At 52.9% G+C, this 20696-nt stretch carries 21 protein-coding genes; 11 read left to right on the top strand and 10 right to left on the bottom strand.

Going from position 1 to position 20696, the window contains the following annotated elements:
* The first annotated feature begins 3 nt into the window (after positions 1-3).
* Positions 4-558, top strand: a complete 555-nt coding sequence (locus EL361_RS02840) for a MerR family transcriptional regulator (protein ID WP_126376424.1) — start codon at positions 4-6, stop codon at positions 556-558.
* 217 nt (positions 559-775) lie between these two features.
* On the opposite strand, the gene EL361_RS02835 is transcribed toward EL361_RS02840, so the two are convergent.
* Positions 776-985 (bottom strand): zinc ribbon domain-containing protein YjdM, encoded by a 210-nt coding sequence (locus tag EL361_RS02835; protein ID WP_126376422.1) that lies wholly within the window; start codon positions 983-985, stop codon positions 776-778.
* 227 nt (positions 986-1212) lie between these two features.
* Between EL361_RS02835 and EL361_RS02830 the strand changes: the two genes are divergently transcribed.
* The 3 genes from EL361_RS02830 to EL361_RS02820 all read left to right on the top strand — a co-directional run bounded on the left by EL361_RS02830 (position 1213) and on the right by EL361_RS02820 (position 6417).
* Positions 1213-2013, top strand: coding sequence for an outer membrane lipoprotein-sorting protein (locus tag EL361_RS02830; RefSeq protein WP_172961611.1), 801 nt, complete (start codon positions 1213-1215; stop codon positions 2011-2013).
* Between the two features lie 70 nt (positions 2014-2083).
* A complete protein-coding gene (locus EL361_RS02825; RefSeq protein WP_126376418.1) occupies positions 2084-4855 on the top strand; it encodes an MMPL family transporter in 2772 nt (923 codons plus the stop codon).
* Positions 4852-6417, top strand: a complete 1566-nt coding sequence (locus EL361_RS02820; RefSeq protein ID WP_126376416.1) for a hypothetical protein — start codon at positions 4852-4854, stop codon at positions 6415-6417. The genes EL361_RS02825 and EL361_RS02820 overlap by 4 nt, the downstream gene beginning before the upstream one ends.
* A 136-nt stretch (positions 6418-6553) precedes the next feature.
* Here EL361_RS02820 and EL361_RS02815 read toward each other — a convergent pair whose 3' ends face one another.
* On the bottom strand, positions 6554-6874 hold the full coding sequence (locus EL361_RS02815) for an STAS domain-containing protein (RefSeq protein ID WP_126376414.1): 321 nt from the start codon (positions 6872-6874) through the stop codon (positions 6554-6556).
* Positions 6875-7245: 371 nt separating this feature from the next.
* Between EL361_RS02815 and EL361_RS02810 the strand changes: the two genes are divergently transcribed.
* Positions 7246-9069, top strand: a complete 1824-nt coding sequence (locus tag EL361_RS02810; protein ID WP_126376412.1) for an AMP-binding protein — start codon at positions 7246-7248, stop codon at positions 9067-9069.
* Positions 9070-9142: 73 nt separating this feature from the next.
* Here EL361_RS02810 and EL361_RS02805 read toward each other — a convergent pair whose 3' ends face one another.
* Positions 9143-9763 (bottom strand): FMN-dependent NADH-azoreductase, encoded by a 621-nt coding sequence (locus tag EL361_RS02805; RefSeq protein ID WP_126376410.1) that lies wholly within the window; start codon positions 9761-9763, stop codon positions 9143-9145.
* Between the two features lie 220 nt (positions 9764-9983).
* Between EL361_RS02805 and EL361_RS02800 the strand changes: the two genes are divergently transcribed.
* Both EL361_RS02800 and EL361_RS02795 read left to right on the top strand, forming a co-directional pair.
* Complete coding sequence (locus EL361_RS02800; protein WP_172961610.1) at positions 9984-10964, top strand: HD-GYP domain-containing protein; 981 nt, start codon at positions 9984-9986, stop codon at positions 10962-10964.
* 105 nt (positions 10965-11069) lie between these two features.
* A complete protein-coding gene (locus EL361_RS02795; RefSeq protein ID WP_126376405.1) occupies positions 11070-11423 on the top strand; it encodes a hypothetical protein in 354 nt (117 codons plus the stop codon).
* On the opposite strand, the gene EL361_RS02790 is transcribed toward EL361_RS02795, so the two are convergent.
* Positions 11420-11629: a hypothetical protein gene (locus tag EL361_RS02790; protein WP_126376403.1), complete on the bottom strand. Its 210-nt coding sequence runs from the start codon at positions 11627-11629 to the stop codon at positions 11420-11422. The two genes, EL361_RS02795 and EL361_RS02790, sit on opposite strands and share 4 nt — an antisense overlap.
* A 127-nt stretch (positions 11630-11756) precedes the next feature.
* Here EL361_RS02790 and EL361_RS17025 point away from each other — a divergent pair, with 127 nt between their 5' ends.
* The 4 genes from EL361_RS17025 to EL361_RS02775 all read left to right on the top strand — a co-directional run bounded on the left by EL361_RS17025 (position 11757) and on the right by EL361_RS02775 (position 14051).
* The gene (locus tag EL361_RS17025; protein ID WP_126376401.1) at positions 11757-12197 is read left to right on the top strand and encodes a MarR family winged helix-turn-helix transcriptional regulator; all 441 of its coding nucleotides are present in this window, start codon (positions 11757-11759) and stop codon (positions 12195-12197) included.
* A gap of 49 nt (positions 12198-12246) precedes the next feature.
* Positions 12247-12402 (top strand): hypothetical protein, encoded by a 156-nt coding sequence (locus EL361_RS17020; protein ID WP_172961608.1) that lies wholly within the window; start codon positions 12247-12249, stop codon positions 12400-12402.
* Positions 12399-13136: a 4Fe-4S binding protein gene (locus EL361_RS02780; RefSeq protein WP_126376399.1), complete on the top strand. Its 738-nt coding sequence runs from the start codon at positions 12399-12401 to the stop codon at positions 13134-13136. Before EL361_RS17020 ends, EL361_RS02780 begins: the two co-directional genes overlap by 4 nt.
* A 66-nt stretch (positions 13137-13202) precedes the next feature.
* On the top strand, positions 13203-14051 hold the full coding sequence (locus tag EL361_RS02775) for a sensor histidine kinase (RefSeq protein ID WP_126376397.1): 849 nt from the start codon (positions 13203-13205) through the stop codon (positions 14049-14051).
* Between the two features lie 36 nt (positions 14052-14087).
* On the opposite strand, the gene EL361_RS02770 is transcribed toward EL361_RS02775, so the two are convergent.
* The 6 genes from EL361_RS02770 to xseA form a co-directional block, all read right to left on the bottom strand.
* Entirely contained in the window at positions 14088-15095 is a 1008-nt protein-coding gene (locus tag EL361_RS02770) for an acyltransferase family protein (protein ID WP_126376395.1), read from the bottom strand.
* 125 nt (positions 15096-15220) lie between these two features.
* Positions 15221-17122 (bottom strand): 1-deoxy-D-xylulose-5-phosphate synthase, encoded by a 1902-nt coding sequence (gene dxs / locus EL361_RS02765; protein ID WP_126376393.1) that lies wholly within the window; start codon positions 17120-17122, stop codon positions 15221-15223.
* 78 nt (positions 17123-17200) lie between these two features.
* Positions 17201-18097 carry a polyprenyl synthetase family protein gene (locus EL361_RS02760; protein ID WP_126376391.1) on the bottom strand — a complete coding sequence of 299 codons (897 nt, stop codon included), beginning with the start codon at positions 18095-18097 and terminating at the stop codon, positions 17201-17203.
* Positions 18087-18314: an exodeoxyribonuclease VII small subunit gene (locus EL361_RS02755; RefSeq protein ID WP_126376389.1), complete on the bottom strand. Its 228-nt coding sequence runs from the start codon at positions 18312-18314 to the stop codon at positions 18087-18089. The genes EL361_RS02760 and EL361_RS02755 overlap by 11 nt, the downstream gene beginning before the upstream one ends.
* Before the next feature lie 119 nt (positions 18315-18433).
* Positions 18434-19306, bottom strand: coding sequence for a M23 family metallopeptidase (locus EL361_RS02750; RefSeq protein ID WP_126376387.1), 873 nt, complete (start codon positions 19304-19306; stop codon positions 18434-18436).
* On the bottom strand, positions 19306-20694 hold the full coding sequence (gene xseA, locus EL361_RS02745) for an exodeoxyribonuclease VII large subunit (protein WP_126376385.1): 1389 nt from the start codon (positions 20692-20694) through the stop codon (positions 19306-19308). Before xseA ends, EL361_RS02750 begins: the two co-directional genes overlap by 1 nt.
* Between the last annotated feature and the right edge of the window lie 2 nt (positions 20695-20696).

Below are 20696 nucleotides of genomic sequence, written 5' to 3'. Positions count from 1 at the left end.
TGAATGGAAGCCATTGGAAGCCTTGCCAAGCGCTTTGGAATCGCCAGAAGCACTCTGTTGCACTACGACCGTATCGGGCTTTTGACGCCATCCGAACGCTCCAAAAGTGGCTATAGGCTATACGCCAGCAAAGATGCCCGACAGCTTGAAGTGATCCTGGAATACCGCAGGGCCGGATTGCCCACTGCTGAAATCAAAGGCCTGCTGAATGCGGAAACCGGAGCAATCCAGCAGGCCCTGACGCACCGGTTGAAGGAAATCAATGCCGACATCGAGCATCTGCGCGAACAGCAACGCTTCATTCTTGGCATTCTTCGCTCACCCGAAGCACAGGCCAATATCGGCGTCATGAACAAAAAAACATGGACGGACCTGCTCCAGGCCTCAGGCTTCGACGAAAAAGACATGATGCGCTGGCATGGGGAATTCGAGCGCACAGCTCCGAAGCGCCACCAGGAGTTTCTCGAATTCCTGTGCATCCCTCCAGACGAGATTGAAAGCATCCGGAGAGTTTCTGTACGCTGGAGCAGGAGTGCCATCTGCCCGAAAACGCCCTGAAGGGGCAATCACCACATCACTCTGTTAACCGGCCCACAGCGATGCCCCGCATCACCCGCGAAGAAACCAAAGCCTTAGCTGAAACAATCAAGCACTGTCTTTCGCCGGGGAGTCCTGTCCCACTCCACAAACTAAAACGGCTGGCATCCCATGAGGGATGTCAGCCATCTTTTTTTGAATTCGAAACATCGCCCTAGGCGATGGTCAGTAGCCCTGACTATGCCTTTTTCAAAAAGCAAGTCTTGAGCACGATCTGCGTCTTACCAATTTTGCAATCAACCTCGCCATCCTTGGAAGTAAGACGAATATTCTTGACCATGGTGCCTCTTTTAAGGGTCGTGGAGGTCCCCTTCACCTTAAGGTCTTTGACCAGAGTCACGGAATCACCATCGCTCAGTACATTGCCGTTGCTATCTTTCACGTCCATGACATCACTCCATTTTTACTATTAGTATCGTCTCAATCAGGTAAATCATCGGTAAATGGCCCGTTAGCCTGCGAGCAAATAGCAGGACGCAAAAAAGTTAGCAACAGCACCGAGAATGAAAAACACACAGAACCACTACCGCTATAGATTTATTAAGTAATTTCATGTATCATCTTTGCTGTCTTTTCATGTCTATAAATTCAACATGGTATCCTAGGAGAGGGCACATGTATATTCTTCGTATTGCGACACTCATCCTCGCCAGCCTCTTCCTCTGCCCGACGGCTTTTGCCGAAGACCTCACTGCCCGCCAAATCATGGAGCGTCAAAAGGAGCTCCATGAGGCCCCGAGCGAAAAAGCCTCGTTGATCATGATCCTGGTGGACCGCAAAGGCACCAAAAAGAAGAGGACCGTCAGGAGTTTCAAGAAGACTCTGGACAACGGTCTGTCCCGATCGCTGATGATCTTCACCGAACCTGCCGACCTCGAAGGCACGAGTATTCTGTCCGTGGAGACTGAACCTGGCAAGGGTTCGCAGTGGCTTTTCCTGCCTGCCACAAAATCCATGCAGCGCATTTCGTCCAGCTCCAAGACGGACTACTTCATGGGCACCGACCTGACCTACGAGGATATGGAATCCGACGACCTGGACAACTTCGAAATGGCCCTGACCGGTTCTGAAACATTGGATAATCAGGATTGCTGGGTCATTGAAGTTACCCCTGCCAGCGATGAAAAACGTAAGGCCAGCGGCTACTCCAAGCGGGTCTTCTACATTCGCAAGGATATTGTCTTTACCGTCAAAACCGAATTCTTCGATCGGCGTGGTCGTGAACTCAAGATCCAGACCAACCACGACCTCGAAAATATCCGAGGTGACATGTGGATGGCCAAGAAAACCCTCATCGACAACAAGCGCGCTCGTCACAAGACACTGGTCGGCCTGGCCGCCCTGGATGTTGACGCGAAACTGGACGACGACATTTTCACCGAGCGCTTTGTTTCTTCCGGGCGTCGGCCTCAGTAGTGGTCACAGAGCACATGAAACGAACCCTGATGCTCCACTCCAAGCATAATCCGATACCACGAGGTCTCACATGCAGAGGCTGATGCGTTTGGCCTATGGTCATCCCTGGCTGGCACTGGCTCTTCTTGTCTGCATCACGGCCCTGGCCGTGCCCACGCTCCGCGATATCCGCATCGAGGCCTCCGTCAAGGGCATGATGACCGACGACCCTGATGCGAGAAGGGTCTACCTGCAGACTATCGACACCTATGGCACCGATCAGGTGACCGTCCTCTATATCGAAGACGAGGCCCTCTTCAGTCCCGACCGCCTGCTGGATCTGGAAGAGTTGGCCTTCCAGCTTGAGGAACTTCCCGGTGTGGTGCGAGTGGAAAGCATTTACTCGGTCTCTGATTTTCGGGGTGAAGACGGTTCATTGCGCTCTGGGCCACTCATGCCCTGGCCTCCAGATGACGAGCAACAAGCAACCGAAGCCAAGCAAAGAGCTCTCTCCAACACGATGATCGCCGGGCACTTGGTTTCCAAAGATGGTACGGCCACTTCACTGAATGTCTTTGTGGAGCCCGACCCGAATGACCCCGATTATTATAATAAACTGGCAGCCAGCATTGAGACCTTGATCCTTCCTCTGAGGGATCGTTTTTCCAAGATTTTCCAGCTGGGCAACCCTTATTTCCGCACAGCCATTGCCAATACCATGCTGCAGGATCAGGCTCGGTTGATCCCGCTATCAGCATTGGTGCTGGTGATTACACTGCTCCTGATGACCCGATCCATCTCCGGAGCAATCCTGCCCCTGCTCACAGCTGGAACCAGTGTGGCATGGACGGCGGCGTTCATGGTTCAGGCGGGCATTCCCCTGAACATTCTGACCATCATCGTCCCCTCACTGATCATCGTCATTGGTTCCACCGAGGACATCCATCTGCTCTCGGAATATTTCGAAGGCATGAATATTACCGGTGCCCGAGATTTGGCCATCGAATTCATGATCTCCAAGATGGGGATCGTCATCCTTATCACGGCGTTGACCACCTTCCTCGGTTTCGCCTCCATTACGGTGAACAAGATAGACATTCTGCGCCAGTTCGGCATGGCTGCAGCTTTCGGGCTATTCGTCAACCCGCTGATCACTGCTCTGCTGGTGCCAGTCTACCTGCGTTTTTTTGGCCCAGTCAAAAAAACACCTGCAAAAGCTGATGACAGCGACGGAGAGACAAAGCCCTCCGCCTTCGACTCCCTGGCAGACAGAATTACCCGTTTAGTCAATGCTCATCGCACAACCCTGATCTGGGGGATCATGGCCGGGGCCATCCTCATCGGGTTGATGGGGGCCAACGTCCGCTTGGACAACGATATTCTTGGGGTCTTCAAAAAGTCATCCACAGTTCGCCAACGAACCGACCAGATGGCCGAAAAACTCCCCGGAGTGCAAACCTTCTTCATCCGTATCACTGGCGGGCACGAAAACGCCTTCCGTTCCCCCGAGAACCTGAAACAAATCGCAGCTGTTCAGGACTATATTCAGGAACGGGGCATCTACGACGCCTCTTACTCGCTTGCCGACACCCTGCGCCACATCAACAGTGAAATGCATCAGGGTGACCCGGTCTACCACAGGATCCCCAAAAGCGCAGACCTCATCTCCCAATACCTGCTCTTCATTCATGATGACGATATCGCCCGCTATGTCAAAAGTGACTTCTCGGAAATCAACATCCTGGTTCGCCACAGTCTGAGCTCATCCGACGAACAGCGAAGGGCTCTGGACGATCTTGTGGCGTTCATGGACAAGACTCTGAACCCGCATTTCAACCGTTTCTTCACTGGCGAGAGCATCCTGATCCTCAAAGGCGCAGACTCCATCGCTGAGGGCCAGGCAAAATCCATCGGGTTGCTCTTGGCCATCATTTTCCTGATCATGAGCCTCTTGTTCGTCAACTTCAAAGCCGGGTTCCTGTCACTTATCCCGAACATCTTCCCCGTGTTAATCCTGTTCGGCACCATGGGCCTGTTCAACATTCCACTGAACATTGGTACGGCCATGGTGGCGGCTATCGCCATCGGCATTGCCGTGGACGACACCCTGCATTTCATGATTCGCTACAACAAAGAAATGCTGCGGCTAAAAGACCAAAAAAAGGCCATGGAAGTATGCATTCACGCAGAGATCCGCCCAGTTGTCTCCACCTCCATCGCTCTGGCCATGGGGTTTGGAGTACTGGCCTTCTCGCAGTTCACCACCATCATCCAATTCGGCCTGCTCTCGGCTCTGGTCATGATTGCGGCACTGGTGGGCGATCTGCTGCTCACGGGGCCGCTGATGGCCACCACAAAACTGCTCACCCTGTGGGATATGATCTCGCTGCATGTGGACCCGAAAATCATCGAGCAGTCCGAGTTCTTCCGTGAACTACGTCTGTGGCAAATCAAACGCATCATTCTCATGGGCCGAATCATCGAGGTGAAGACCAATGAGACCATCTTCGAGGAATGGGATGATGGGGACAGCATGTTCCTTGTGCTTCAGGGCACAGTGAGCGGTCTGACCGTTGACGACGAAACCGGGGAGGAAGTCTCCTATTTCGTATTTGGCGTGGGCGATGTGTGCGACCCCACCACCATGCTCGACCCCGGCCCTCGGTCTTTTACAGCCAGAGCCGGTTCGGAAACCCATCTGGTGGAATTTTCCAAAGATGACTTCAAACGACTCCAGTGGCTGCATCCACGCTTGTCGGACAAAATCCACAAGAACCTGGCACGCATCCTTGGACATCAATTGGTTATCGCCAACTTCATGTACCGGCAAAAGGCCGGTCAAACAGCGGAGCAGACATCATGAACAAACTCTTCCCAACGCTATTGGCATGCGCCTTGTTTCTCCTGCCTGCACAGCCAGTGCGTTGTGCAGACGACACAGGCTTGCTGAACGAACTGAGCCTGGCCATGGAGGAAGAGGAAGTTAAGGTCTCCGAGGAAGTGGATCGCTCCTTCCCCGCACAGATTACCCGCAATCTTGATCTTTCCGTACGGCTGCGCGGATCACACCAGTTCCACAATGCGAGAGACCTGGGCGGATCTGTAGATCAGGACAAGCAGGACGATTATGGTGAAATCAAGATCGAGTTCGGCTCCAGCTATGAAAATGAAAATATCCGCCTGGCATTCAGTGGCTGGCTTGAAACCGGCAACCAGAAAGACACCTACAAGGGCGAAGTCGGACTGTGGCAGGACAATGACCGCCGTCGTAACATCCTTGAGATCAACGAACTCTATTTGACCTTCCCCATCAGCGATTTGAGCCTGACCGCAGGTAAGCGGATCATCGAGAACAGCATCTCGACCCTCTATTCCCCGGCCAACCGCTACAACTCCTTCGACCTGAACGATCCGCTTGATCCCCATCAGTTCGGCACATGGCAACTCGCCCTGGAAGGCGACACCTCCGACGTCTCCTGGATGCTGGCCCTGCTGCCCGTCTTCCAGACTCCCAAAACACCGAGCGAAGAATCACGCTGGATGGGAGGCTCCTCGGCCGATGGTGAACTCGCGGCTTATTATTCCAACACCGCGTACAGTTCTCGCGAGGAGTTCTACGCCGCATTCCGTGAGGAACTGTACTTCTTCGAATGGCTCCTCGAAGGTGAGGATGGAGAATTCACCAGCTGGCTGACCGAGCAACTGCTTGAAGAATTCGGTTGGGTATCAACAACGTCCGAGGATATCTCTGTACACTACGAAACCCCCGATGAACCGTCCGTCTTCGCGCAGGCCAAAACCTCTGTAGGCGACTGGGACTTCCTGTTCTCGGCTTTCCATGGTCCGAGCATCTACCCTGTACTGGGCTTGGATCTGGACAGAGCCACTCCGGGGGTAGCTCTGACCGTTGAGCACCCCACTGTCACGCAAATCGCAGGTGGCCTTTCCACCACCTGGAAGGAATTGGAATTCCACGGCGAGGCACTGTTCAACATAAGTGATGACGGCAAGGACGATGACTACCTCCAGTATGTCATCGGTACCCGCTGGACCAACGAGTCCCTGGCCAACAAGATCGGGCTGTATCGCATCGACTGCGGTCTGGAATACGCAGGAGAAATGATCACTCAGGATCAGGACGCCTCGGGCTATGTCATCAGTTCACGGGAAATCCGCATCGGCAGAAATGATATCATTGCCGGCATGGTGTTGCATTTCACCGAGGACCTGCGCCTGCATTATCTGGCCGACTTTGAACTCACCAACAAGACGAATATGAATCGTGTCGGCCTGGGCTGGGATATTACCGACAACTTGAATGCCGATGTGTCCGCCGAGTACTTCAATGGACCCGCCCGGTCCTACTACGGCTACTGGAACCGGCAGGATCGAGTCGTTGCCACGTTGACCTATAAGTTCAACTAACGGGTACTGACGACACCTCGTTTGCTCAAAAAAGAGTGCTGCCGGAAAACTCTCCGGCAGCACTCTTTACTTTCCATCCCACTTGTCCAACCGCATCGGCTCGGGGTTCCCCCGGACCACAGTGCGGAACGACCTTCTAGATATCGTCAGCTGTGGGAACGATGGTGAACATGGAGTAGAATCCCGACACGCGGAAGACCTCTTCAACCATTCCCGTCAATCCACAAAACTTCAGTTCACCGCCAGAGCCCTTGAGCTTCTTGGCCAGGAACAGCACGCTCCGCAGGCCAGCCGAACTGATGTACTCCAGTCCTCCCAGATCAACGGCCATTTGTCCGTTGCCCTGTTCGGCCAATTCCACGCAGGCTTTCTGAAATTCAGGAGCCGAGACTACATCCAACCGGCCAGACACCGAAATCAGTGTGCAGGAGCCCCTCTGTTCATTATCAATCTTCATTTTCACAATCTCCTTGTGTGCCAAGTATGACACCCTCATGACCAACCATAAATCACAGCCAAGCGCAAGTAAATGACCACTCAGAGGCACTCCCGTCCCCCGCGCTATAATGATAAGACAAAGCCGTTTTTCAATCGGTCGATGCCGCCCCGGTCACTCACTATTTTCTCTTGGCAAGAAGCCATCTCGGATAGAGTTCGACTATACAATTGCTGACAGATGATTTAAAGCCGCAAGGGATGTGGGGGAACGCCGCGGTGAGGTCACAGCGGAGCAATGACATCGTCCTCTGCAAATCCATTCAATATCCCTAACGCCGGGAACAGAATCGAACCGTCTCCGGCGCCAACCATTTTCTTCGCGAGGAAGGCATGACCGACATCGCCAGGCCATGGCTGGATCATTACGACAAAGAAGCGTCGCCCAATGTCAACTACGAACACATCCCCGTGTTCGAATACCTTGACCGGGCCGCTAAAAACTATCCAAGGCGCAACGCCATCGTCTTCCGAAACTGGAAGATGAACTACAAGACTCTGCACAAAACAGCCGAGATCATGGCAGCCAACTTGCGACACCTCGGGATCCAACCCGGAGACCGCGTCTCCGTGATGCTGCCCAATCTGCCGCAAACCATCATTGCCTATTGGGGAGTGCTCAAGTCCGGCGCCATCTGCGTCATGACCAACCCCTTGTACATGGAGAAGGAACTGATCCACCAGTTGGGTGATGCCAACTGCAAAACCATGATCGTTCTGGACCACCTCTGGCCCAAGATCAAGGCCGTCAAGGACCGGTTGCCTGTAAAAAAATTCATCGTCACCTCCATCAGTGACGGACTGGGCTTTCCCCTGAACAAGCTCTACAAATTCAAGGCCAAGAAGAACAATCTGTTCATGGATGTGCCCATCGACGGCAAGCACATCCTGCCTTGGAAGAGCATGCTCAAGGGCAACGAACGCATCAGCCGCCCCCCGGCGGACCCGCGCCAGGATACCGCACTGCTGCAATACACCGGTGGCACCACGGGCATCTCCAAGGGCGTTGTCATCACCCACAGCAACATGACCGCCAACGTCCAGCAGGCACATCAGATGCTGCATAGCCTGGGCGATCGCCACGAATCCTTTGTGAACGTTCTGCCGTTCTTTCACATATACGGCCTTACCGTGGGCCTTAATCTACCCACCAGTATCGGCGCGACCATGCTGCCCGTTCCGCGCTTCGTGCCGCAGGACCTGCTGAAGGTCATCAAGAAAAACAAACCCACGATCTTCCCCGGAGCACCGGCGGTGTACGCGGCCCTGCTCCACCAGAAGAATATCGCGCCCAAGGACTTCAAGTCCCTGGACGTGTGCGTCTCCGGGTCCGCCCCCATTCCGGTCGAAACTCTTGAACAATTCAAGAAGGTCGCCAACTGTGAAATCGTGGAAGGCTACGGCCTGACTGAAGCTTCACCAGCCACGCATTTCAACCCCCTGGGCGGAGTCAAGAAATTCGGTTCCATCGGCCTCCCCATGCCGGACACTGACTGTCAGATCGTGGACATGGACGTGGGCCAAGTGCCCATGCCTCCCGGCAAGAAAGGAGAGCTGATCATCCGCGGGCCACAGGTCATGAAGGGCTACTGGAATCGTCCTGACGAAACAGCTAACGTCCTGCGTAACGGCTGGCTCTATACCGGCGATATCGCCACCATGGACGAGGAAGGCTACTTCTTCATCGTGGACCGCAAGAAAGATCTGATCATTTCCAGTGGGTACAATATCTACCCCCGTGAGATCGACGAAGTTCTATACGAGCACGAGAAGATCAAAGATGCCGTGGCTGTCGGTATCCGTCACCCATCCCGCGGTGAAATCGTCAAGGCCTATGTCGTACTCCACGAAGGCTATGAAATGACCAAGAGTGAAGTCATTTCCTTCTGCCGCCAGAAATTGGCCAAGTACAAACTGCCTCGCCAGGTGGAGTTCCGCGACGAACTCCCCAAAACCATGGTCGGCAAGGTCCTCCGCCGAGCACTGCGTGCCGAGGAAGAAGAAAAGATAAGAGATAAGGCGGAGAAACTAGCCGCACGAAAGGCTGCCCAGCAGGCCGAAGAAGCAGAAGTCAACCTGGCAGCCGAAGAGCTCCAGATGGAGAAGGAAGAGGCCTCCACCGACGTGGAGATGGAGACCAAGCCCCAAGACAAATAGCACCAGCCTCTTCGACAATTATAAAGGCCGCCGTGCATTTGCACGGCGGCCTTTCTTTATAAGCAAGGAATCGCTAGAAGGTCTTGGCAATCTCCCGAGCCTCACCCAGCGCCTGTTCTCTGTTCGCCTCACGCGAATCCATCAGGGTTCCCCGGGGTTCGATCTCAATGACATCGGTAATGCCCATAAACCCGAGGACCGAACGCAGGTAGGTTGATTGGAAGTTAAAGGTCTCCAATGGATTCCCTTCCTGATACTCCCCGCCGCTGGCGTAGACGGTCAGTGCCTTGGCTCCTTCCACCATCCCGAAATATCCGGTCTCGTTCATCCCGAATGTATAGCCGGGTTGTACAATAAGATCGATGTATTGCTTGAGTCGGTAGGGAATGGAGAAATTCCACATGGGAACCGCAAACACAAAACGGTCAAAGGACTTGAACTCTGCAATCAGCTTCTCAATCTCCTCCCAGGCCTGCTTCTGCTCGGCTGAATGTTCCTTGCCGTGCATGATATTGTACTTGGCCTGGACCCTGAAGCCATCAAAAGGAGGAAGATCCTCCTCAAAAATATTCTTGATGACCACCTCGCCTCCAGCATTAGCCTCCTTCCAGGCTTCCGAAAAGGCATCGGCCACGGCAATGGAATGCGAGCGCTCCTCTCGAGGAGAAGCCTTGATATACAACAATCGGCTCATGATGTGCTCCTTGGCAGAACTCGCCATTTCATATCTCAACATAAGATTTCACTCATTACTGAATATACGGGCACCGAGAACATGCGTCAACTCTGAACGATTCTATCGCCACTCACTATAACCATCCCTTGCCGTCTGAAAAAGCCATTGCTCTTGTCGGATAAACATGGAAATGTTCCCCAATCACAGACATCCTGAAACAATAGATAACGATTCATCCATGAGACTCGACGTGAACGACATTCGGCCTGATTCATTTCATCAGTTCCCCACAAACCACATCATCGCCAATACCCGGGCCGATTTCGCCATCTATCTCAGGCAGGATGACCAGTTTGTGCTCTATACCAGGAAGGGCGAAAGTTTCAGCCCTGAACACCGCAAAAAGCTGGAAAGCCAAGGTGTGGATCAGGTCTATATCCCACTGCATCAGAAAAGAGCCTACGACGAATATCTACGCAGGAATCTAGGGCAACTGCTTGACGATGAGAGTATTACGGTAGCGGAAAGAGCCAAGGCGTGGAGCACCACAACTCAAGACATGGCACGCGGCTTTTTTGAGCAGAACCTGCCCAAGACCACACTGCGAATCAGGTACAAAAGATTCGAGGATGTCGTCTCCCAGAGCACCAGATTCTTTCAGGAACCAAGAGCTCTGAAGGAACTCTCCAAATTCATCACTAAAAGCGGCAAGGGGTACGGACATGGTGTCGGAACCATGGTCTACACGGGTTGCATACTCCATACCTTCGAACCCGATGACCTGCTGATGACGGCCTGCTGCCTGGGAGCGATCCTGCACGATATTGGCAAAACGAGGCTCCCTTCGAACCTGCTGGACAAGGCCCCGAACACCCTCACAGATGCAGAGCGGACAATGTTCATCTCGCATCCGGCCATTGGAGTTCAACTCTCGGCATCCATTCCACTGGTCCCGGAGGCCATTCACTGCGTGCTATTCCATCACGAACGCGAGGACGGTCGTGGGTTCCCCTCCGGTGCCATGGCGGATGACATCCCTTTCTATGCCAAGGCCGTCTCTCTTGCGAATCACTATGACAACCTGACAAGGGGCACTGCGTATCGTCCTCCACTGCACCCCTTTGAGGCACTGAAGCATATCCGTGACGATCAGGGTGCGCACGACCCCCAATTATTCAAACGACTCATCCAAATCCTTGCTGAAGCCAAAATTGCCTAGCTAAAAAAGCTTTGCTTCCCAGTGGTTACACAGAAATTTCCCTTTTTATGATATTTTGTGTAGAAAATGTCTCGAAATGCCCACATCGGTTTGGAGACACATGACATGAATGCCCCTGCAACGATCAGCGCCAAGACGCAGTTTGCCGTAGAAGCCACAAGCACTGCGATGGATGCAGCCAGGCCCTATATTGACAGCGTGATGCTGATTCTGAGCAATGGCTACAGTATCATCCAAGATTTAATGCCCCTGTTCGTACTCCTGCTCTTCTTGATGATGTTGCGCTGGAACAGGCAATTCAGAGAACTCTCCCGACGTCAGGAACAACAGACCAGAGTTCTGGTCAAGCTTCTGAACCTGCACCCCGACAGTGACTATCAAAAATTCCTTCGTATCGCCGAACAGCGAGCTGACGAACGCGAAGCCAGACGACAGAAGCACCCCCACCTGCTCAGCTAACTTTGTGGTCCTACTTCCCTGCACGATCCATCCCGGCAGTTTCCATGGGCAGGAACTTCTTCCTTGTTGTAGCCTTCCTCAAAATACTCCTCGCCGCACCAGCAACAGGAATGACGATAGGGCTTGTCGCGCGTGTAGTCTGGTACTGGATCGCCATGCCAGCAATGCTCGTGATTTGGGCTCTTGGGACAGCGTTCTGTAGGCATTGTATCCTCCTGTCGATATCTCTCCAGACTCAAAGAATACCCCAACCATAATGCCGTTGCAAACGGCTGCTGAAATCTACTCATAAATCATGTTGACTTTTAGTTCGCATACGAACTAAACAATCTCATGTTCAACAAACGAACCGCTTCTGCCCTATCACGAATCTCCCGAATTCGTTCCCAGGCCAATGCCATTATCGAAGCAGAGCTTTCTGCACGAGGCATGTCAGGCCTTGTGCCAGCTCACGGGTCCGTCCTCGCTTGCCTGTATGCCAACCAAGGACCGGTGCCCATGAAATCGATCGTTGAATTCACGGGACGGGCAAAATCCACCGTAACGGTGATGATACGTACTCTGGAGAAACACGGCTACATCTCAAGGGTTCGCAGCACCGATGACGGACGAGTCACTCTTGTTGCCCTTGCGCCTCGGGGAGTAGAGATACAGAAAGATTTCGATGAAATATCAACGCAATTGCTCTCCACTTTCTACGGAATCATGCCAGCCGAACAGCGCGCACTACTCATCGATCTGCTTGAGCAAGTAGAGTCAAATTTCACGAACTGATATTTTTTATTTGCAAAATTAGTTCGTATACGAACCAAAAGGAAAGTCCATGCAAAATTCCACTATCGCCGGGTTGAGTGTCGAAGCCGCTCTGGCAGTACCATTGCCTCCGCCACTCAAACATGCCAAGACCTCCATCGCCAAAAGAATGGTGAACCTCGGGCTGCAAATACTCGCAACATTCAAGAACAGGAGCCACTCATGACCAACTCAACCATTGCCGGACTGTCTCTCGACGCCAACAATGAAGAACTCACAACCAAGGCCTTCACGGAACTACGCAAAATCAAATCCGTCACCTTGGCAACTGTGCATAATGGCAATCCTGCAGCACGCATCATTGATCTCATGCTGGCAGAAGACAATCGCCTGTCTTTTCTCACCGGACGTGGCAAGGCCTTCTATCACCAGCTGAAAAACAATCCCAGTCTGGCTATCGTTGGTATGGGCTCCGACTACATCATGTACCGTGTCAGCGGAAAGATTCGCTTCACAGACAGCCGTGATGAACTGGATCGTTTGTTTCTTGCCAACCCAGTGATGAACGATCTCTATCCTGGTGAAAAACGGTATATTCTTGAAACCTTTGTCATGGAAAATGGAACAGGAGAAATTTTTGACCTCTCGCAGACACCACCGCGTCGACGCCGATTCTCATTTGGCAAGGCAACAATCACCGCGCCCATGTTCGCGGTTAACGACAACTGCATTGCATGCGGTCAATGTGCTGAAGTTTGTCCGGTCGGAGCTGTTACCCTGAATGAGACACTGTTCAAAATTGACCATACCCAATGCCTTGAATGCGGAGCCTGCTATGAAATATGCCCCAGCGAAGCGATAACCAATCAGCAGTCATCTGATATCCAAGCAACGCGCGATGTGCCTAAAGGACCTCGCGCATTGCTTTCACCCAGGACACCAGATCCATTACAGAACTAGCCCAACGGAGCAATCATGTGCTAACGGTTAGGTAAATATCGCAATCATCTGCACGGCAGGAGCAAGATGGGTAGCATCCAAATCGACCATAAACAGATTCTGAACTTGCTATCAGACAACGATATCATAGGAATCGTCCTGATCAAGGGAGATGAAGTCAGGTGTCTTAACCACAGGATTTGCCAATTTCTGGGTTGCGACAAGGATGCCTGCAAACCACCAGAGGTCCTTGAAAACCTCCGGCAGGATATTCTGGAATATCGTGAACAGAATGCACATTCGCGAGGGGCACCCTACTGCATTTCAGACATGATCGAACTGCAACGCCCCGATGGTGAAATCGCCTTTTTCAGGTTTCACACCCTAAGTCACGCGACAGATGATTTTCATGATCAAATGCAGGACGTTGAACTTTTCGTATTTCAGGACATTACCGCCTACAATGAAAAAGTGTTGGAAATCGAAAAGTTACTGGTGGATATGGAAGAGGCAAAAATGGCACAGGAGGAGAACTCCAATCTCCTGAACGAGATGCTTATTCAGATAAAAATCGCCGAGCAGGAACGAGCCGAAAAGGAAAAGATGCAAGGCGTGCTTGAACTGGCGGCCGCAACCTGCCACGAACTCAGCCAACCCTTACAATATGCTCTGGGTGATGTGGACTACATTGCCAGCAAAAACGAACTGGATGAAGACTTTGGAAAGGCCGTAGCCTCACTCAAGCAGAGTGTCGTCGAAATGGCCGATATCATCAAAAAAATCAGAGGAATAACTTCCTACAAAACAATGGAATACACCACCGGTGTGCAGATGATCGACCTCGACAAGTCCTCAAGCAAGGATGAGACGTCTTTCGACTCGGATGATTCCAACTATGATATATCGAATTCGGACGACCCCGGACCGTCCATCTAGTCCACAGAAGGATATATCAGGCTCACTTTAAAAAGGTTAGCTGATCCTCACAGCCAAAAACTTCAAGCTTATCACTCGTAGATATTCATAAATGTAGTTATAGATTATAAAGGATAGTACCACCACAGACACACTCACAAGAAAACCACTCAAACCATGATTTAATAACGGTAAGTCAACTTTATTTATCCATTTAAAATAAACAGCTTGAACTAAAAATATCTGATATGAACGCTCCCCCATCCATATAACCGGACGCTTTAATTTGTCATTAATGTAAAATTCCAAGTTGTACAGAACAATGAAAAACGAGAAACAAAATAAAATACCATAATATAACGTCTCCCAAGACTCAAAAGGAACGGAATCAACTTTATTCCACATAAACCTTCCGTTATAAAACCCTTCACTCTCTAAAATAAAACACAAAAACACAAAAAACAATACAGCGAAGATTCTTTCCTTGTGACTTATAATTCGATCACACAACGAAGCGAATAGAATACCAAGTAAAACATGAGGGAAATATTGCGTAGGACTAATCGTAATGTACCATCTTGGAAATTCTTTAAACATCAAATAAAAAAACTCATTTTTATAAAAAGACAAACAAGCATGAGATAACAGATACAAAAAAGAAAGATGAACAATCCACTTTGTCTTAAAAGACATCAACAAAGGAACTAAACAGACACACAACAACAAGTAGCAAGAAACGTAATAAGATCCAGGTCCAAAACCTCGAATGTCACCATAAATCCAACGCCAAAAACCATCCAATTCATTCATATCAAACAAAAGACACAACAAAACACTAATCAATCCAACAAGATATATATCCGGAAACAATCGAACAACCCTAGATTTAAGAAATTTTTTAGCTTCAAAGCGATCACGATAAACTAACCAAAGCAAAAAACCTGTGGACATGAAAAACAATGGGACTGCTGTTGAAATAATTTTGGGAATCCAGAGGTCAAAATCTCGAACATGTAGAGTAATCACAAAAAATATCGCTATACCCTTCACAAACTCAATGGACATATTTCTTTCTCTAGCCTTCTCAGACAAAACAGCACTCACCCTATCTATTGGACAAGTTAATAGAGATTATGATCCAAACTTACTTTCACAACACCAATCGGAACTCTATCAACAACCATGAGAAACTATTCATAAAACAAATTAAGCACAGCCTTCTTGATACCTGCCTTATCGATCCCCAGAGACGCCCGCAGTTCCTTCTGCTTGCCGTGTTCCACAAAGGCATCGGGTAAACCGAGACGCAGGACGGAAACGTTGTTCACGCCCTGATCAGCCAATGTTTCCAACACGGCGGAACCGAAACCGCCAGCCAATGCGTTCTCTTCAACCGTAATAACGGTCTTGAAGCGCCCGGCCAACTCGACGATCTGATCGACGGGCAACGGACGCACAAAGCGTGTGTTGAAGACGGCAACCTTCTTGCCCGTTTCAGCCTCGATCTCTACAGCCGCTTCCAGGCTGGGATGAACCCGGCTCCCCAGAGCGAGAATGACTGCATCTTCACCGTCGCGCAGCAACTCGCCTTCGCCCAAGGGCAACGGCTCGGGACTTTCCGCCGGAGTCGCACCAACACCTACGCCACGGGGATAGCGCAAGGCAACCGGTCCGTCATGGGCCATGGCCGTTGCCAGCATCTGCGCCAACTCTGCCTCATCCTTGGGCGCCATACTCACCAGATTGGGAATATGACGCAGCAGGGAAATATCAAAAGCTCCATGGTGAGTGGGACCGTCTTCCCCCACCAAACCACCACGATCCAGACACAAAGTCACAGGCAGGTTCTGCAGACAGACATCGTGAACGATCTGATCGTAAGAGCGCTGCATGAAGGTCGAATAAATCGCCACCACGGGCTTGAACCCCTGGGTAGCGAGGCCTGCGGCAAAGGTCACCGCATGCTGTTCACAGATGCCCACGTCAATGAATCGGTCAGGAAAACGATCCGCGAATTTATTCAGGCCCGTGCCTTCGGGCATGGCGGCTGTGATAGCCACAATGCGTTCGTCCGTCTCAGCCTGCCGGATCAAGGTCTCGCCAAAGACATCTGTATAGGAAGCCAGGGCGCAGGGGCCAAACTTCTTGGCTTCACCGGTTTCCGGCTCAAAACAGCCCACACCGTGGAAATAGGTCGGATTGGTCTCAGCAGGCTCATAGCCTTTGCCCTTCTGGGTCAACACGTGCACCAGAATGGGGCCTTTGAGTTCGCGAACCTGCTGGAAAACACCAGCCAGACCATCGATATTATGCCCATCAAATGGCCCGAGATAGTTGAACCTGAAGGCCTCGAACAACATCCCCGGAGTAAAGAAGTGCTTAAAGGCTTCTTCGGATTTGCGGGCATACTCGGCCAAGTCGCCACCGATCTTGGGAACGTGCTTGAGCAGCGATTCGACATCCTTCTTGAAACGCACCATCCAACTCTTGGTCAGATTTCTGGAGAAGAACTGCGAGAGTGCTCCCACATTGCGCGAGATGGACATCTCGTTATCATTGAGGACCACCACAAGGTCAGAGCCCAAATCACCAGCCTGGTTCAGCCCTTCATAGGCCAATCCCGCGGTCATGGAGCCATCACCGATCACGGCAACAACCTTGTTGTCCTTGCCCGCCAGGTCACGAGCCTTGGCCATGCCCACAGCAGCGGAAATGGATGTGGACGAATGGCCGACACCAAAATGGTCGTAACGGCTTTCACTCATCTTGGGAAAACCGCTCACTCCGCCCATGGTCCGCAACGTACCGAAATTCGCAGCGCGACCGGTCAGCAACTTGTAGCCGTAGGCCTGATGGCCGACATCCCAAACGACTTTGTCCTCTGCAGGATCAAAGACCTTGAGCAAAGCCAGGGTCAACTCAACCACGCCCAGCGACGGTGCCAGATGGCCACCGTTGGCGGCTACGGTGTCGATGATCACCTCGCGCATTTCCGCAGCCAGCGTCACCAACTGCTTGGAATCCAGATCCTGCACATCCGCCGGGCACTTCAGGCCCTGCAAAATGCCTTGGGAATCATTGTCGATACTCATTGATACTCGTCCCTGAATGCTACGGTGCAAATACTATCGCCCTCAGTACCCGCTCAAGCGGGTTGGGCCTTCACTCAACTAGCTGGTTCGCTGTACGATATACGCAGCCAGATGGCGCAGGAAGTCGGCCTGTGCTCCGGAATAATTCTTGATTTCCAAATTGGCCGTGGCAGCCACCTGCACGGCGAGATTCTTGCTCTCTTCCAGGCCGATCATGGAGGGATACGTATTCTTACCCTGCTCCTGATCGCTGCCCACGGGCTTGCCAAGCTCTTTTTCGTCGCCAACCACATCCAGGATGTCATCCGCAATCTGGAAGGCCATGCCAACATTCTTGCCCCATTCCATGGCAGCTTTCATGTCGTCCTCATCGCCGCCCCCCAGAATGCAACCGGACAAACAAGACGCTGTAATCAGCGCCCCGGTCTTCAGGGCATGCATCTGCTGCAATTCCTGAAGTTCAACTCCGTCCTTTCCCGTCAGGTCCATATCGATCTGCTGGCCGCCAACCATACCGTTGGAACCCGCGCCATAAGCCATGATGGACGCGGCCTGAAGCACACGCTCCGCCGGGACATCACTGACATTGAGCATCATGCCGAAGGCTTCGGTCAGAAGCGCGTCGCCAGCCAAAATGGCAGTGGCCTCGCCATAGACCTTATGGTTGGTGGGCTTGCCACGCCTGAGATCATCATCATCCATGGCAGGCAAATCGTCGTGGATCAACGAGTAGGTATGGATGCACTCGATAGCCGCAGCAAAGGGCATGACCTTGGCAGACTCGATGCCCGCAATCTCGGCCCAGATCAGGCACAGCACCGGGCGCAGGCGCTTGCCCCCCGCCATCAGGCTGTACTCCATGGCCTCCTGAAGTCTGGGGGTAATGCCCCGATCCTTCAGGCAGGTCTCCAAGTATTTCTCAACGCCAGCCGCATAGTTGGCCAACGTCTTTTTTACATCAACATCAGACATCATCTTCCTCCGTACGGAAATCCTTGAGCTTGCCATCCGTGAGCAGCTTGACCTCGTTGCGGGCCTTCTCCAACTGTTCTCGGCACGAGCCTGCCAGCTCCACGCCTTCCTTGAACAGGGTGACGCCGTCTTCCAGCGCCAGCTCACCAGCTTCCAATGACTCCACGATTTTTTGCAGCCGCGCCAAGCGCGTTTCAAAATCCTGTTTCTTCTTTGCCATATTCTTCGTCCTCAAAAACATGTCTCGGGACAGTCATACACAAAATCAACCATTCCTGCCGCCACAGTCGCCGCAGCTCACATCGCAGATCCATTTTATGGGTCGCTAAAAACGCCCTCCTATGGAGTAATCCTGCCTTCGATCAACGGCATGGGGTCCACATACTGCCCCAATACCGACAGTCCAAAATGCAGATGTGGGCCGGTAACGCGGCCTGTGGAGCCGACTTTGCCCAATACCTGACCGGCAGACACGAACTGCCCTTCCGCCACATCAATGGCGGACAGGTGGCAGTATACGCTAACCACCCCCAGCCCGTGGTCAACATAAACCACATTGCCGGAAAAATAATGACTCCCCGTCAGGACAACTTCACCCGGAGCAACAGCCTTGATCGGCGTGCCTTTCTTGCCCCGAAAGTCCACCCCGGCATGCGGCTTGCGCGGCTCACCATTGAAAATACGCCGCAAGCCGTAGGTGCTGGAAATTCCACCAGGGATCGGACGCAGGAACTGCCCGTTCCAGAATCGCTCCGGGGAGATGTCCGCCATGGCTTTCTTGACCCGTGCCTTCTCACGATAATGGCGGTCCAGCTGCGCCTGACTCAGGTTGACCATCTTTTTAGCCACTTTCAGGCGCTGCTCCGCAAATTTGCGCGACGTGATGCGTACAGCACGAGTCAACTCGCGCGGGCCATCGGAGCCTTGGATGCTGGCCTTGACCTGACCAATTCCAGGCTTGGCCATGGAGCCGGTTCCCAGCATGGCCAAAGCCACCCAGGCTCCTGCTTCACTGCGCACCGTAGCATCGACGGTCATAGGACCCCAGAACAGGCGCACAATCTCCACAGGTTCATCGGAAACGACACGCACATAAAACGGCTCGCCCTGCGAGACCTTATCCGGGCATTCCAACCGCACTCCAGCCCAAACGGCAGAGGTCATCGTCAGCAACATCAACAACAGGCACAGAGCGGCCCGGAATATAAACATCAATCGTCCTTATTGATTCGTGTCACATCAGCACCAAGGTGCCCATCACGTACGCGGATTTCCAGCGCATCACCGGGAGCCACCTCGTCCACGCTGCGTAGATAACGTCCGGTTCTGGCACTTCGCACCAGCCCATAGCCCCGTTCAAGGGGTTTCTCCGGGTCCAAAGCCATCAGAGTGGCCGAAGCCACAGCCAGGTCCCGATCAATGCCACGCAGCCGCCCTTCCATGGCCATGGCCAGACGCCCGGCCAGACCGTCCAGCCCAGCAACCTCGCGTTCCATGGTCTGCGGACCATACGCAGCCAGCAGGCCGCGTCCGGCCTCATCCAAAGCCGTGGCACGCCCCTCGTAAAAAGCATTCCAGGCCCGAGTCAAATCGCGAGCTGCGACGTCAAATCGTTCTCGCCAGCGGTCCACCTGCCGCACCGGAGACAACCAGGCCAGAGCACGTTCTTCAGCGCGCAAGGCCCGTTCCCGTCCGGAGACAAGCCCCTGTCCCGCCCGCAGCAGAGCAAGTTCCAGTCCATCAAGGCGCTGCATCAATTCGCGCCGTTCAGGCCAAAGCATCTGAGCGGCATGGCTGGGCGTGGCTGCACGGGCATCGGCGACGTAATCGGCAATGGTCACATCGACTTCGTGTCCGACTCCAGACAGCACCGGCAACGTGGCCCGGTGAATGGCATCGGCCACGGGCTCCGTATTGAAGGCCCACAGGTCCTCGATGGAACCGCCGCCACGAATCAACACCGCGACATCAGCCCAGCCCTGTTCACAGACATCATCCAGAGCCGCGGCAATCTGCGCCGGAGCCCGATCACCCTGCACCAGGGAAGGGTGGATTCGAATCTCGCAACCCGCTCCACGCCCGTCCGCTATGCGCAGAAAATCCTGAATTGCGGCTCCCGTTGGAGCGGTAATCACTGCCACGCGCTTGGGCGCAGTTGGCAGTCGCATCTTGCGATCCTCAGCGAAATATCCCTTGGCCTGCAATTTGGCCTTCATGGCCTCAAACTGAAGATACAGCTGGCCCACGCCCTCTTCCTGCACAAACTCGGCAACCAGCTGGTAGGTTCCGCGTGGCTCATAAACATTCAAGCGTCCGGCCACCAAAACCTGCATGCCATCGTCAACGTCTGGCACAAAGCCATGTTCCAGCACCTCACCGGTTGCCGGGTCCACGCCCCCAGCTTCGATCTCGCGCCGGGAATTCCTGAACCAGACCACGGACAGCTGAGCGCGGTCATCCTTCAAGGTGAAATAGAGATGCCCGCTGGGTGGCCGCGTGACACCGCTGACCTGCCCCCGAACCCAGATGAAAGGGAACTGGCTCTCCAGCACGTCCTTGACCGCGCCGGTCAGTTCGGTGACCTCGAAGATATGGGGCACGG

The organism is Desulfovibrio ferrophilus (assembly GCF_003966735.1).
GTDB classification, from domain to species: Bacteria; Desulfobacterota; Desulfovibrionia; order Desulfovibrionales; family Desulfovibrionaceae; genus Desulfovibrio_Q; species Desulfovibrio_Q ferrophilus.
This window is presented reverse-complemented; position numbering and strand designations above follow the sequence as displayed.

Coding starts and splice junctions, on each gene's coding strand:
- EL361_RS02840 (WP_126376424.1), top strand. CDS start 4: ATGGAAGCCATTGGAAGCCTTGCCAAGCGCTTTGGAATCGCCAGAAGC.
- EL361_RS02835 (WP_126376422.1), bottom strand. CDS start 985: ATGGACGTGAAAGATAGCAACGGCAATGTACTGAGCGATGGTGATTCC.
- EL361_RS02830 (WP_172961611.1), top strand. CDS start 1,213: ATGTATATTCTTCGTATTGCGACACTCATCCTCGCCAGCCTCTTCCTC.
- EL361_RS02825 (WP_126376418.1), top strand. CDS start 2,084: ATGCAGAGGCTGATGCGTTTGGCCTATGGTCATCCCTGGCTGGCACTG.
- EL361_RS02820 (WP_126376416.1), top strand. CDS start 4,852: ATGAACAAACTCTTCCCAACGCTATTGGCATGCGCCTTGTTTCTCCTG.
- EL361_RS02815 (WP_126376414.1), bottom strand. CDS start 6,874: ATGAAGATTGATAATGAACAGAGGGGCTCCTGCACACTGATTTCGGTG.
- EL361_RS02810 (WP_126376412.1), top strand. CDS start 7,246: ATGACCGACATCGCCAGGCCATGGCTGGATCATTACGACAAAGAAGCG.
- EL361_RS02805 (WP_126376410.1), bottom strand. CDS start 9,763: ATGAGCCGATTGTTGTATATCAAGGCTTCTCCTCGAGAGGAGCGCTCG.
- EL361_RS02800 (WP_172961610.1), top strand. CDS start 9,984: ATGAGACTCGACGTGAACGACATTCGGCCTGATTCATTTCATCAGTTC.
- EL361_RS02795 (WP_126376405.1), top strand. CDS start 11,070: ATGAATGCCCCTGCAACGATCAGCGCCAAGACGCAGTTTGCCGTAGAA.
- EL361_RS02790 (WP_126376403.1), bottom strand. CDS start 11,629: ATGCCTACAGAACGCTGTCCCAAGAGCCCAAATCACGAGCATTGCTGG.
- EL361_RS17025 (WP_126376401.1), top strand. CDS start 11,757: ATGTTCAACAAACGAACCGCTTCTGCCCTATCACGAATCTCCCGAATT.
- EL361_RS17020 (WP_172961608.1), top strand. CDS start 12,247: ATGCAAAATTCCACTATCGCCGGGTTGAGTGTCGAAGCCGCTCTGGCA.
- EL361_RS02780 (WP_126376399.1), top strand. CDS start 12,399: ATGACCAACTCAACCATTGCCGGACTGTCTCTCGACGCCAACAATGAA.
- EL361_RS02775 (WP_126376397.1), top strand. CDS start 13,203: ATGGGTAGCATCCAAATCGACCATAAACAGATTCTGAACTTGCTATCA.
- EL361_RS02770 (WP_126376395.1), bottom strand. CDS start 15,095: ATGTCCATTGAGTTTGTGAAGGGTATAGCGATATTTTTTGTGATTACT.
- dxs (WP_126376393.1), bottom strand. CDS start 17,122: ATGAGTATCGACAATGATTCCCAAGGCATTTTGCAGGGCCTGAAGTGC.
- EL361_RS02760 (WP_126376391.1), bottom strand. CDS start 18,097: ATGATGTCTGATGTTGATGTAAAAAAGACGTTGGCCAACTATGCGGCT.
- EL361_RS02755 (WP_126376389.1), bottom strand. CDS start 18,314: ATGGCAAAGAAGAAACAGGATTTTGAAACGCGCTTGGCGCGGCTGCAA.
- EL361_RS02750 (WP_126376387.1), bottom strand. CDS start 19,306: ATGTTTATATTCCGGGCCGCTCTGTGCCTGTTGTTGATGTTGCTGACG.